This window comes from Staphylococcus sp. SUC_1.2, assembly GCF_026222585.1.
Window position 1 is genome coordinate 1 of record NZ_JANJPM010000044.1, and the last position, 13,235, is coordinate 13,235.

The following is a 13,235-nucleotide window of genomic DNA, read 5'->3' on the forward strand; positions in this document are numbered from 1 at the left end:
TTTTCATTTTCTCACAATTTAATGGATCATAATGGTAATTAAATTATGAAATGTAGCGAGATTTATTGTTTTAAAAACCATATTTTTGCTTAACTTACATACTTTGTTTGAAATAAGTAGGTCATATGATAAAATTATAGAGATTTTAGAAAGAGAGGAAGTTAGCTTATGACGAAACCTATTGTAGCTATTGTAGGTAGGCCTAATGTAGGGAAATCTACAATATTTAATAGAGTAGTAGGTGAACGTGTTTCAATTGTCGAAGACACACCTGGTGTTACACGTGATAGAATTTATTCATCAGGCGAATGGTTAACACATGAATTTAATATTATTGATACTGGTGGAATAGAAATAGGAGATGCTCCATTTCAAACCCAAATAAGAGCACAAGCTGAAATCGCAATTGATGAAGCAGATGTCATTATCTTTATGGTTAATGTTCGAGAAGGTTTAACCCAAAGTGATGAAATGGTTGCACAGATGCTATATAAATCTAAAAAGCCTGTTGTATTGGCTGTTAATAAAGTAGATAACCCTGAGATGAGAAATGACATTTTTGACTTTTACTCATTAGGTTTTGGAGATCCATATCCAATATCAGGATCACACGGCTTAGGTTTAGGGGATCTATTAGATGAGGTAGTTAAGCACTTTGACGAAGAAACTGAAGATCCATATGATGAAGATACTATAAGGCTATCAATAATCGGTCGCCCTAATGTAGGAAAATCTAGTTTAGTAAATGCAATTCTTGGTGAAGATCGTGTTATTGTATCAAATGTTGCCGGAACTACTAGAGATGCTGTAGATACCGAATACAGTTATGATGGACAAGATTATGTTTTAATAGATACAGCAGGTATGCGTAAAAAAGGAAAAGTGTACGAATCAACTGAAAAATATTCAGTACTACGTGCACTTAAAGCAATTGAGCGATCTAATGTAGTCTTGATTGTAATCGATGCTGAGGAAGGTATAATCGAGCAAGATAAACGTGTTGCAGGATATGCTCACGAAGAAGGTAAAGCAGTTGTCATTGTAGTGAATAAATGGGACACAGTTGACAAAGATAGTAACACAATGAAGAAATTTGCTGATGATGTCAGAAATCAATTCCAATTTTTAGATTATGCTCAAATTGCTTTTGTTTCTGCTAAGGAAGGCACTCGTTTACGCACGCTATTCCCATATATTAATGAAGCAAGCGAAAACCATAAAAAACGTGTTCAAAGTTCTACTTTAAATGAAGTTGTCACTGATGCTATATCTATGAATCCTACTCCAACAGATAAAGGCCGTCGTTTAAATGTATTCTATACTACTCAAGTAGCTAACGAGCCTCCAACATTTGTTGTATTCGTTAATGATGTCGAACTAATGCATTTTTCTTACAAACGTTACCTTGAAAATCAAATCCGTCATGCATTTGGTTTTGAAGGAACACCTATTCACATCATTCCAAGAAGAAGAAACTAAGAAGGAGTTAAAACTATGACTAAAATTACTGTTTTTGGTATGGGAAGTTTTGGTACTGCATTAGCTAATGTATTAGCTGAAAATGGACATACTGTTTTAATGTGGGGAAAAAATGAAGATAGTGTGAAAGAATTAAATGATCACCATCAAAATAAACGTTATTTAAAAGATGTCGTTTTAGATAGTAGAATTAAAGCAACTAGTGATATTAAAGAAGCCGTGAATTTTACTGATATATATTTAATGGCTCTACCAACTAAAGCAATGCGTGAAGTTACAAGTGAAATTGATAGTTTAATTGATTCTAAGAAAACTTTTATTCATGTTGCAAAAGGTATAGAAAATGATACATTCAAACGTGTTTCAGAAATGATTGAAGATTCAATTTCAGAAGATCACAATGGTGGTATCGGGGTTTTATCAGGTCCTAGTCACGCAGAAGAAGTAGTGATTAAACAACCAACTACAGTCGCCGCATCATCAAAAGATGAAAAAGTTAGTAAACTGATTCAAGATTTATTTATGAATGATTATTTACGTGTATACACTAATAATGATTTAGTCGGTGTTGAACTAGGAGGAGCATTAAAAAATATAATTGCAGTTGCAAGTGGTATTGTAGCAGGCATGGGCTATGGTGATAATGCTAAAGCTGCTTTAATGACACGAGGTTTAGCTGAAATAAGCCGATTAGGTGAAAAATTAGGTGCTGATCCAATGACATTTTTAGGTCTTGGTGGTATTGGAGATCTAATTGTTACTTGTACATCAACGCATTCACGTAATTACACTTTAGGATTTAAATTAGGACAAGGCCAAACAATGGATGAAGCTTTAAATGAAATGAATATGGTAGTAGAAGGGATTTATACTACTAATTCTGTATACCATTTAGCTAAACAACAAAATGTTGATATGCCTATAACTAATGCACTTTACAAGGTTTTATTCGAAGATAATCCGGTTAAAGACAGTGTTAAAGATTTAATGGGAAGAGATAAAAAATCTGAATAAAGTGTAATATTACTCATTATCAAAAATTTTTCGCAGATTTGTACATAAAATACTGATATTTCAGTGTTTTAAGTGCATAAATTATTGCGGTAACATTAATTGTTGTGTTAAAGTCATAGCATAATGATATAAAGATATCATTATCATTCATCTGGAGGTGAACTCGTAATGAATAAAACTGATTTAATTAATGCAGTTGCAGAACAAGCTGATTTAACTAAAAAAGAAGCTGGTTCAGCTGTAGATGCTGTTTTCGAATCAATCCAACAATCACTTTCTAAAGGTGAAAAAGTTCAATTAATTGGTTTCGGAAACTTTGAGGTTCGTGAACGTGCTGCACGTAAAGGACGTAACCCTCAAACAGGTAAAGAAATTGAAATTCCTGCAAGTAAAGTTCCAGCATTTAAAGCTGGTAAAGCATTAAAAGATGCTGTTAAATAATTTACTTAAAAGCCCTATAAAGGGCTTTTTTTTATACATAAATCATTATAGAGAATTAATGCATATAATTTATTACTATATTATATAAGTTGTTATTCCTTAATAGCTTTTCAATTCAATAAATAAAGTAATTGTAACGTTAAGTCGCTATATTTTATTTTTATTCATATAATGTTAAGATGTATAGTGATAATAACGTGAGGTGTGAACATGGAAAGAACTATAAGCAAATTAAATAGACAAATTAATCATAAGCTTACGGGAATTCATGACTATGAAGCTATTAACATAAACTCTAGATTGGGTGGATTATTAGATTGTTATGATATTCCTGAGAATGCTAAACTTGCTTGCCTCACTATCGATACTTCAATGAAACATCTTGATGAAATTACTCAAAATCAAAAGTCAAAGAAATCTATTTTGATTGGTGATTTGCTAAGTGCTCATTTTTATACGTTGTTAGCTGAAATAAATGATTCAACTTTTCAATTAGCAATGAGTAAAGCAATCGTTAAATCTAATGAATTAAAATCATCATTACATCATCAAGTAATAGAAACTGAAGATATCTATGATGCAATTATTGAAATAGAAACAATCTTCCCATATATAACTTTGTCTCATTTCAGTAAAGAACAAGTAACTCCTTTAAATTTGTATCAAAAATTAATTCCTGAGGTTGATGATTACTATCCACCTTACCTTAAAATGTATCAAGCCGCTGATGTACATCAGTTTTTAAAAGATATCAATCAAAGTTATATAGAGAAAAGTAGAGGTAATATTAATGACTGAAAATAATGCAAAAAAAGAACAAGTTCATACAGTCTTTCAAAATATTTCAAGTAAATATGATCGTTTAAATAACATAATTAGTTTCGAACAACACAAAGTATGGCGTAAACATGTAATGAAAGATATGCACGTTAAAGTTGGTAGTAAAGCACTTGATGTTTGTTGTGGTACCGCTGATTGGACAATAGCCTTAAGTAAAGCAGTTGGTGCACATGGTGAGGTGACGGGTTTAGACTTTAGTGAAAACATGTTAGAAGTTGGTAAAGAAAAAACTAAACACATGAACAATATTCATTTAGTACATGGCGATGCAATGAATTTACCGTTTGAAGATAATTCATTTGATTATGTAACTATTGGTTTCGGTCTACGTAACGTACCTGATTATTTAGTTGCATTAAAAGAAATGAACAGAGTCTTAAAGCCAGGTGGAATGATTGTTTGTCTGGAAACAAGTCAACCAACAATGCCTGTGTTTAAACAAGTTTATAAATTGTACTTTAAATTTGTAATGCCAGTATTTGGTAAATTATTTGCCAAATCAAAAGAAGAATATGAATGGTTACAACAATCTACGTTCGATTTTCCAGACAAGGATAAGTTAAAACAATTATTTGAACAAGCTGGCTTTAATAAAATTAAAATTCGTAGCTTTACAGGTGGCGTTGCTGCAATGCATCTAGGCTATAAACAAAAAAGTTCGACTAAATAAAAGGTGATTAACGTGGCAAAGTTAAACATGAATAGCGAGATAAAAAATGTAGAAAAACGCCTTCAAAAAGCTATCGAAAGCAATGATCCGATATTACGTGAAGCCTCATCACATTTGCTTTCTTCAGGAGGTAAAAGAGTTAGACCTGCATTTGTTATATTAAGTAGTCAATTCGGTCCACAAAAGAAAACAGAAGACACGTATCGCGTTGCAGTTGCATTAGAGTTAATTCATATGGCAACGCTCGTTCATGATGATGTCATAGATAAGAGTGACAAACGACGTGGACGATTAACCATAGTAAAAAAATGGGATGTTACTACTGCAATACTAACTGGAAACTTTCTACTAGCATTAGGACTGGAACATTTATCTGAAATTCGTGACAATCGAATTCATCATATAATTTCAAATTCAATTGTAAATGTTGGACTTGGTGAGTTATTCCAATTTCAAGATCAATTTAATAGCGAACAAAGTATTACTAACTATCTGAGACGTATCAATAGAAAAACAGCTTTATTAATTCAGCTAGCAACTGAAGTAGGAGCAATTACTTCAGAAGCTAATGATGAAACTATTCGAAAACTTAAAATGATAGGTCATTATATTGGTATGAGTTTCCAAATAGTAGATGATATTTTGGATTTCACTAGCACTGAAAAGAAACTTGGCAAACCAGTTGGTAGCGATTTAATGAATGGACATATAACGTTACCAGTATTACTTGAAATGAAAAAAGATACGTCATTTAAGAAAAAAATTGCTGCACTAAATCATCAATCTGAATCTCAAGAGTTTAAACCTCTAATTGAACAGATTAGAAATTCTTATAGTATTAAAGAATCAAAAGCAATTAGTGATAAATATTTAGCTAAGGCACTTAAGTTAATTGATGAACTTGATGAACCCAATGCTCAAAGTCTTTTTATTAAATTAATAAAGAAAATGGGATCACGTAGTGTTTAGAATGAAAAAATATTGAAAGCGCTTTAACAACCTGTTACTATTAAATAGTAGCAGGTTGTTTGTTACACAAAATTACTATACATAAATAAACATTTATATTTTAAGTCTTATATTAATCAGACTTAATTCACAGGGGGATCAATTACGATGGAAAGAACTTTCTTAATGATTAAACCAGATGCAGTACAACGTAATTTAGTGGGAGAAATTATTTCACGTATTGAAAGAAAAGGGTTAAAACTTGTCGGTGCTAAATTAATGACAGTTCCTCAAGCTCTAGCTGAAGAACACTATTCCGAACATACTGACAAGCCATTCTATGGTAAATTAATTTCATTTATTACTTCAGCACCTGTTTTTGCAATGGTTGTCGAAGGTGAAGACGCTGTAGATGTATCAAGACATATTATAGGTAAAACAAATCCTTCTGAAGCTACGCCAGGTTCTATAAGAGGAGATTTAGGTTTAACAGTAGGAAGAAACGTAATTCATGGTTCTGATTCAGTTGAATCAGCACAAAGAGAGATTAATTTATGGTTCAAAGAAGAGGAATTAAGTAGCTACGAAGCACCTAGAGATACTTGGTTATACGAATAGTAAATTGAAATATTTTATTAAGAGTTTACAATTCAAATTGGCTTTAGTTGATTGAAATAAGTAATCTCTTAAATCAAGCATATATCTTTTTAGTCAACATTTTAAAGGTAGGACAATGAATTCAAAATGAATTCTGTCCTACCTTCTTTTTTTAATTTGAATATTAAATCACTAATCTATCGTTTGATAATTATTAAAATATTCTAATAAATTAAAAAATAACTGTAACACACTAGTTATGTTATAAGGTTGAATGTGATATGATAACACATATCACAATTTAACGTAGTAAAGGGAAAGGAGCGTATTCTCATGAGATATTTAACATCTGGAGAATCACATGGTCCTCAATTAACAGTAATTATTGAAGGTGTACCTGCTAATTTAGAAATTAAAGCGGAAGATATTAATAAAGAAATGTTTAAACGTCAAGGTGGCTACGGTAGAGGACGTCGTATGCAAATTGAAAAAGATGCAGTAGAGATTGTATCAGGAGTCAGAAATGGATATACACTTGGTAGTCCAATTACGATTGTTGTCACAAATGATGATTTCACACATTGGAGAAATATTATGGGAATTGAGCCTATTTCTGATGAAGAAAGAGATAATATGAAACGTACGATTACAAAACCCCGTCCTGGACACGCAGATTTAATCGGTGGTATGAAATATAATCATAGAGATTTAAGAAATGTTTTAGAACGTTCATCGGCTCGAGAGACAGCAGCACGTGTTGCAGTAGGTGCAGTATCTAAAATTCTTCTAGAACAATTAGACATTCACATGTATAGTCGTGTTGTTGAAATTGGTGGTATTAAAGATGAAGGTTTATATGATACTGAAACATTCAAACAAAATATTGATAAGAATGACGTACGTGTAATTGATGAAACGATCGCTCAAAAAATGAGAGATAAAATTGATGCTGCTAAAAAAGATGGCGATTCCATTGGTGGTGTTGTTCAAGTTATGGTTGAAAATATGCCTGTTGCAGTCGGTAGTTATGTGCAATATGATCGTAAATTAGATGGTCGTATAGCACAAGGTGTTGTAAGTATTAACGCATTTAAAGGAGTAAGCTTCGGTGAAGGATTTAAAGCTGCTGAAAAACCAGGTAGCGAAATTCAAGACGAAATTTTATATGATAATGAAATTGGATTCTATAGAGGCTCCAATCATTTAGGTGGCTTTGAAGGTGGAATGACAAATGGTATGCCGATTATTGTTAATGGTGTTATGAAGCCAATTCCTACTTTATATAAACCACTTAATTCCGTTGATATTAATACTAAAGAAGACTTTAAAGCCACGATTGAACGTTCTGACAGTTGTGCAGTGCCTGCAGCAAGTGTTGTTTGTGAACATGTTGTTGCTTTTGAAGTTGCTAAAGCCATTACAGAAGAGTTTCAATCCAATCATATCGATCAGCTAAAAGCCCAAATTGATGAACGAAGACGCCTTAATATTGAATTCTAGTAAAATATTAGGTAAGGAACGAGGTATTTCATATGCAATTACAAACAACCTATCCAAATAATAATTATCCAATTATAGTTGAACATAATGCTTTCGAGGAGTTATCTGAATATATACAAGACTATGATAAAGTGTTTCTTATCATTGATGAATACGTCGATTTTAACTTTAAAACTAAGTTTATGCCATTACTTGAATCAACACACATATATAAGATAATAGTTCCAGCTGGTGAGAAGATGAAGTCGTTTGAACATTATCAACAAACGCTAGAGCACCTTCTTGAATACAATTTAACACGTAATACTTGTTTAGTTGCGATAGGTGGCGGTGCTACTGGAGATTTCACTGGATTTCTTGCTTCATCTTTATTAAGAGGTGTTGATTTCATACAAGTACCTACAACAATACTTGCCCATGACTCTAGCGTGGGAGGTAAAGTAGGGATTAATTCCATTCACGGTAAAAATTTAATTGGCGCATTTTATAGACCAAAAGCTGTGATATACGATTTAAATTTCTTAGCAACATTGCCTTATGACGAAATACTAAGTGGGTATGCTGAAGTTTATAAACATGCACTATTAACAGGTCAAGTTGCAGTAGATGACATTGAAAAACACTTCTCCACAAAAGAAAAACTACAATCTTTGAATGATATAGATCAGTTTATCTTCAAAGGAATTAAAGCTAAACTAAACGTCATCATTAAAGATGAAAAAGAGCACAATATGCGAAAGTATTTAAATTTAGGACATACTTTCGGTCATGCCGTTGAGTACAAGACTAAAATACCACATGGTCATGCTGTTATGATTGGAATCATTTACCAATTTATAGTGGCTAATATTTTACTCGATACACAATTCGACATCTCGTATTATGCTAACTATTTAAAGAAACTTCATTATCCAGTTCAAATTGTTCAGCAATTAAACTTTAATGATATGTATCACTATATGTTAACTGACAAGAAAAATAATGGTGAAGGTATTCAAATGGTATTACTTGAAGAACTTGGAAAACCACGAGTATGTCACGTTGAAAAAACTATATTAATAAAAGCATTTAACGATTTACAACTAGTATTAAAGTAGGTGGATTACAGTATGTCAAATGAGCAAATGATAGATATAAAGGGGCCTTTAATTGGAGAAATTGAAGTGCCCGGAGACAAGTCAATGACCCATCGAGCGATTATGTTGGCGTCTTTAGCAACTGGTCAATCGACTATATATAAGCCTCTTTTGGGAGAAGATTGTTTACGCACAATAGAAATATTTAAATTATTAGGTGTTAACATAGAGCTTGCTGAAGAAAAGATTATAGTTGATTCACCTGGTTATAATAAATTTAAAACACCACATCAAACACTATATACTGGAAATTCTGGTACTACAACACGATTATTAGCTGGTTTACTAAGTGGGCTCAATCTAAATTGCGTTTTGTCCGGTGATGCTTCAATAGGTAAGCGACCTATGGATAGAGTAATGAAGCCACTCAGATTAATGGGGGCTAATATTACAGGCATCGATGATAATTTTACACCATTAATTATAAAACCCGCTTCAATTAATGGTATTACCTATAAAATGGAAGTAGCCAGTGCACAAGTCAAAAGTGCATTATTGTTTGCAAGTCTATTTTCTAATGACAGTTCTAAAATTACTGAGTTAGATGTAAGTCGAAATCATACTGAAACAATGTTTGAACAGTTTAATATTCCGATTAGCATTTCTGGTAAAGAAATTACTACTCAACCAAATGCTATCGAACATATAAAAGCTAAAGATTTTTATGTGCCTGGTGATATCTCTTCAGCAGCATTCTTTATAGTGGCGGCACTTATTACTCCTGGTAGTGATATTACAATCCATAATGTTGGCATCAATCCGACTCGTTCAGGTATTATAGATATCGTTAAACAAATGGAAGGAAATATTGAATGTTTAAATATCACAGATACATCAGAACCTACTGCATCAATCCGTGTTAAATACACACCAAACTTAAAACCTGTTCTTATTGAAGGTGACATAGTTCCAAAAGCTATTGACGAGTTACCAATTATTGCACTATTGTGTACACAAGCAAGTGGTACTAGTATTATTAAAGATGCAGAAGAATTAAAAGTGAAAGAAACTAATCGAATTGATACGACTGCAGATATGCTCGGTTTATTGGGGTTTGAATTGCAACCCACTGATGACGGACTTATTATTCATCCTTCAGAATTTAAAAAATCGGCAACCGTAGATAGTTTAACAGATCACCGAATAGGGATGATGTTAGCTATTGCATCATTATTAAGTGATAAACCACTGAATATCCGTCAGTTTGATGCAGTAAATGTATCGTTCCCAGGTTTCCTTCCTAAATTAATGCTTTTAGAAAATGAGGGATAAAACAGTATGGAAGATATCTATAAATTAATAGACGATATCAATCTTCAAAAATTAGATAATTTAGATTCTCGTGTAAATGATGCTTTAACTTCTAATAATGACGATGCATTATTTATTCTTGGTGAAACCCTATATAATTTTGGTTTAACACCTCAAGGTCTAGAGGTATTTAGAACTTTATATCATAAATATCCAGATGAAAGTGAATTACTTATATATTTTATTGAAGGTCTAATGTCAGAGAATCAAACTGATGAAGCATTAGAATATTTAAGTCAAGTAGCAATATCAACAGAAAAATTAATGTTAGAGGCTGATTTATATCAGCAAATTAATATGACAGAAGTTGCCATTGATAAGTTGATTGAAGCTAGGGAATTAGAGCCAAATGATCCAATCATCCATTTCGCATTAGCTGAGATGCTATATTTTGATGGTCAGTACTTGCGTGCCACACGTGAATATGAAGTCGTATTAGATACGGGTGAATACGAAGTGAATGGTATTAATTTATTTGCTCGTATGGCAGATTGTGCATTACAAAGTGGTAACTATAGTGATGCGATTAATCTATATGATGAAATTAATGAAGATGAAATGACTTCTGAAGATTTCTTCAAAAAAGCAATCGCGTATGAAAAAAATGATATCACTCATGAAGCCATTAAAATTACAAAAAACCTTCTATCAAAAGATCCCGATTTTATTCAAGGATATTTCTATTTACAATCACTTTATGAAAATGAAAAAAATTATCCTGATGCCATTGAAACAGGCAAAGAGGGGTTACGTTTAAATCAATTTTATAAAGAATTGATGGTTTCAACAGGAAGTTTAGAAATTGAACATGGTGATGCAAATGAAGGTGTTGAATTACTAAAACAAGCACTTGAAGTGGACAATGCTTATCATGAACCTTTATTAATTTTGAGTGATTTGTTCCGAAATGAAGAAGATTATGAAGCAATCATCGCATTGCTATCATATGTGGATGAAGATGATTTGGACCCCGTATTCATGTGGCACTTAGCCCATGCATTTGGCCAAGAAGAACGTGATAAAGAAGCACAACATTTCTTTGAACTAGCTTATCCTACAATGAAAACTCAAAGCGCTTTCTTAAGTGACTATTACTATTATTTAATCGAAATCGGTTATAAAGAAAAAGCGAAAACAATATTACAACAATTAATAGAAATGGATCCTAGTAATGAGACATGGCAAGAAGAAGCCAATCGTCTTGATTATTAATGTAGGTGATTCATTTGACTCAAACACTTACACAAATGAAACAAAGTTATATTGAATATGCTTTGTTTCATTATCATTTTAAATCACGAATTAGCGTCTGGATTTTAAATTATATTAAATCTCATACCGAGTTACTTGAACATGTACATTTTGTAAATCAAAGAATATTTAACCATAAAACGTTAGAACTTGCTTTAACAAATACAGATGCACCAGCAATTAGATTAGTTAAAAATAACCACTTACTTATCAATACAAATGAGATATTCGAATACGTAACAACTCACCAAAACGACTTCGATATTCTTATTCATTTTTCAGACCAACACACAATAGATTTTAGATTCAATGATTTAATTATTCATCAATTAATGTACTCTCCTCAGTACATGGCTTATCTAAACACAATTTATAATTTATCTCTCGATTCTACAAGAGTGCATTCTCTAGTAGAGCACTTACGACATAATATAGATTTAAGCTTACAACTTAATGATCGAGAACTATTTTACCAATTAACACAGATTTTAGAAGTCCTTGAAAACCGATAAAGTCACAAAGGAATTTAATCACATGCTTACATTAAAACAGATGTGGGAGTTAACCTTATATCGACACTCTTGCTTAATCTTTTTACTTATTTGCAACATACTCGGTACCTTATATGGATTTATTTGGTATGGTGATCAATTAGCTAAAACACCTTGGTATTTCTTGCCATTTATACCAGATAGCCCAATCGCTTCACTTTTTTTGTGTATTGTTATTATTTGTCTCATTTTTAATAAGCATATCCCATTTGTAGAGGCGCTTGCATTCGTAACCTTACTTAAATATGGACTTTGGGCAGTAATAATGAATATTCTCATGATTAATCTTGATCATAACATTACCATAATGAATGTTTTTTTGATTATGAGTCATGGTATTATGGCGATTGAAGCCATTTATTTCTATCCTCGTTTAAAAATTAGGATTAGTGGTCTATTAGTGGCAATGATATGGGTATTTAACAATGACTATATGGATTATGTTTTAAATAAGTATCCTTACTATGATTTTATTGAACAGCACAAAGAGATAGTAGGCTATATTGCTTTCTGGCTAAGTGTTTTTGCACTAAGTTTATATTATAATTTACAAAAAATCTTATCGGTTAAATTATTTGATTAAATACAGGATAGTCAGTAGAATATGATTAAAGGAGAGTGGAATTATTGTCTATAATGTCTTATATAATATATATCGTCATTATTATGCTCATTCCTATGTGGGCACAACACAAAGTAAAATCTAACTATGAAAAATATGCGCAAGTAAGATCAACAAGTGGTAAAACGGGTCGCGAGGTAGCAGAAGAAATACTTCATGCAAATGGTATTTATGATGTAGATGTAGTAAAGGGTGATGGTTTCTTAACAGACCACTACGATCCTAAAAAGAAAGTTGTTTGTTTATCTCCTGCAAACTTCGATAGACCTTCAGTAGCTGGTACAGCTATTGCTGCACACGAAGTTGGACATGCGATTCAACATCAACAAGGGTATGCATTTTTAAGATTTAGAAGTGCATTAGTACCACTAGCTAATTTAGGTAGTTCATTAAGTTACATGATTATCATGTTAGGTATCATCTTAACAGCTATGGGTAGTGCGTTTGGCTCAACAGCCTTATGGATTGGTGCTGGCCTAATGTCACTTGCAGTTTTATTCTCAATCGTAACTTTACCTGTTGAATTTGACGCAAGTTCAAGAGCAATGAAACAAATAACTGCATTAAACATTGTAAATGAAAAAGAATATAAACATGCTAAAAAGGTTCTTTCAGCCGCTGCAATGACTTATGTTGCTGCTACTGCGACAGCTGTTGCAGAACTAGTAAGAATTATACTAATCGCTAGAGCAAGTGATAATTAATGAAGTTAGGTTTATAGGTATAAAAATCAATGCTTTAAAAACTACTTTAAATTTTTAGTAGTTATTTAAAACTATGAATTTTCAAGTACCAAAATTTTTAACTTTAGATATCCTTATAAGAGAGTAGAACAATGAATTCAAGATGAATTCTGTTCTGCTCCTTTTTTATTT

14 protein-coding genes are annotated in these 13,235 nt (G+C 32.1%); all 14 read left to right on the forward strand.

Going from position 1 to position 13,235, the window contains the following annotated elements:
• The first annotated feature begins 168 nt into the window (after positions 1–168).
• Complete coding sequence (gene der / locus NR218_RS11565) at positions 169–1,479, forward strand: ribosome biogenesis GTPase Der (RefSeq protein WP_016931259.1); 1,311 nt, start codon at positions 169–171, stop codon at positions 1,477–1,479.
• A 15-nt stretch (positions 1,480–1,494) separates the two neighbouring features.
• Entirely contained in the window at positions 1,495–2,493 is a 999-nt protein-coding gene (locus NR218_RS11570) for an NAD(P)H-dependent glycerol-3-phosphate dehydrogenase (RefSeq protein WP_016931258.1), read from the forward strand.
• A 168-nt stretch (positions 2,494–2,661) separates the two neighbouring features.
• Positions 2,662–2,934 (forward strand): HU family DNA-binding protein, encoded by a 273-nt coding sequence (locus tag NR218_RS11575; RefSeq protein ID WP_011275733.1) that lies wholly within the window; start codon positions 2,662–2,664, stop codon positions 2,932–2,934.
• 210 nt (positions 2,935–3,144) lie between these two features.
• The gene (locus NR218_RS11580; RefSeq protein WP_037558735.1) at positions 3,145–3,732 is read left to right on the forward strand and encodes a heptaprenyl diphosphate synthase component 1; all 588 of its coding nucleotides are present in this window, start codon (positions 3,145–3,147) and stop codon (positions 3,730–3,732) included.
• Positions 3,725–4,444, forward strand: a complete 720-nt coding sequence (locus tag NR218_RS11585) for a demethylmenaquinone methyltransferase (protein ID WP_011275738.1) — start codon at positions 3,725–3,727, stop codon at positions 4,442–4,444. Before NR218_RS11580 ends, NR218_RS11585 begins: the two co-directional genes overlap by 8 nt.
• Before the next feature lie 12 nt (positions 4,445–4,456).
• Complete coding sequence (locus NR218_RS11590) at positions 4,457–5,413, forward strand: polyprenyl synthetase family protein (RefSeq protein ID WP_011275739.1); 957 nt, start codon at positions 4,457–4,459, stop codon at positions 5,411–5,413.
• 147 nt (positions 5,414–5,560) lie between these two features.
• Entirely contained in the window at positions 5,561–6,010 is a 450-nt protein-coding gene (ndk, locus tag NR218_RS11595; RefSeq protein WP_016931256.1) for a nucleoside-diphosphate kinase, read from the forward strand.
• Between the two features lie 312 nt (positions 6,011–6,322).
• A complete protein-coding gene (gene aroC / locus NR218_RS11600) occupies positions 6,323–7,489 on the forward strand; it encodes a chorismate synthase (protein WP_016931255.1) in 1,167 nt (388 codons plus the stop codon).
• Positions 7,490–7,521: 32 nt separating this feature from the next.
• Positions 7,522–8,586: a 3-dehydroquinate synthase gene (gene aroB / locus NR218_RS11605; protein ID WP_016931254.1), complete on the forward strand. Its 1,065-nt coding sequence runs from the start codon at positions 7,522–7,524 to the stop codon at positions 8,584–8,586.
• 12 nt (positions 8,587–8,598) lie between these two features.
• Complete coding sequence (gene aroA / locus NR218_RS11610) at positions 8,599–9,897, forward strand: 3-phosphoshikimate 1-carboxyvinyltransferase (RefSeq protein WP_011275743.1); 1,299 nt, start codon at positions 8,599–8,601, stop codon at positions 9,895–9,897.
• 6 nt (positions 9,898–9,903) lie between these two features.
• Positions 9,904–11,148 (forward strand): tetratricopeptide repeat protein, encoded by a 1,245-nt coding sequence (locus NR218_RS11615; protein WP_011275744.1) that lies wholly within the window; start codon positions 9,904–9,906, stop codon positions 11,146–11,148.
• Between the two features lie 35 nt (positions 11,149–11,183).
• On the forward strand, positions 11,184–11,699 hold the full coding sequence (locus tag NR218_RS11620; protein ID WP_080351954.1) for a YpiB family protein: 516 nt from the start codon (positions 11,184–11,186) through the stop codon (positions 11,697–11,699).
• A 22-nt stretch (positions 11,700–11,721) separates the two neighbouring features.
• Entirely contained in the window at positions 11,722–12,321 is a 600-nt protein-coding gene (locus tag NR218_RS11625; protein WP_033079941.1) for a DUF1405 domain-containing protein, read from the forward strand.
• 44 nt (positions 12,322–12,365) lie between these two features.
• Positions 12,366–13,064 carry a zinc metallopeptidase gene (locus NR218_RS11630; protein WP_049394663.1) on the forward strand — a complete coding sequence of 233 codons (699 nt, stop codon included), beginning with the start codon at positions 12,366–12,368 and terminating at the stop codon, positions 13,062–13,064.
• Positions 13,065–13,235 lie beyond the last annotated feature (171 nt).

Coding starts and splice junctions, on each gene's coding strand:
- aroB (WP_016931254.1), top strand. CDS start 7,522: ATGCAATTACAAACAACCTATCCAAATAATAATTATCCAATTATAGTT.
- aroC (WP_016931255.1), top strand. CDS start 6,323: ATGAGATATTTAACATCTGGAGAATCACATGGTCCTCAATTAACAGTA.
- NR218_RS11585 (WP_011275738.1), top strand. CDS start 3,725: ATGACTGAAAATAATGCAAAAAAAGAACAAGTTCATACAGTCTTTCAA.
- aroA (WP_011275743.1), top strand. CDS start 8,599: ATGTCAAATGAGCAAATGATAGATATAAAGGGGCCTTTAATTGGAGAA.
- NR218_RS11570 (WP_016931258.1), top strand. CDS start 1,495: ATGACTAAAATTACTGTTTTTGGTATGGGAAGTTTTGGTACTGCATTA.
- NR218_RS11575 (WP_011275733.1), top strand. CDS start 2,662: ATGAATAAAACTGATTTAATTAATGCAGTTGCAGAACAAGCTGATTTA.
- ndk (WP_016931256.1), top strand. CDS start 5,561: ATGGAAAGAACTTTCTTAATGATTAAACCAGATGCAGTACAACGTAAT.
- der (WP_016931259.1), top strand. CDS start 169: ATGACGAAACCTATTGTAGCTATTGTAGGTAGGCCTAATGTAGGGAAA.
- NR218_RS11620 (WP_080351954.1), top strand. CDS start 11,184: ATGAAACAAAGTTATATTGAATATGCTTTGTTTCATTATCATTTTAAA.
- NR218_RS11615 (WP_011275744.1), top strand. CDS start 9,904: ATGGAAGATATCTATAAATTAATAGACGATATCAATCTTCAAAAATTA.
- NR218_RS11625 (WP_033079941.1), top strand. CDS start 11,722: ATGCTTACATTAAAACAGATGTGGGAGTTAACCTTATATCGACACTCT.
- NR218_RS11580 (WP_037558735.1), top strand. CDS start 3,145: ATGGAAAGAACTATAAGCAAATTAAATAGACAAATTAATCATAAGCTT.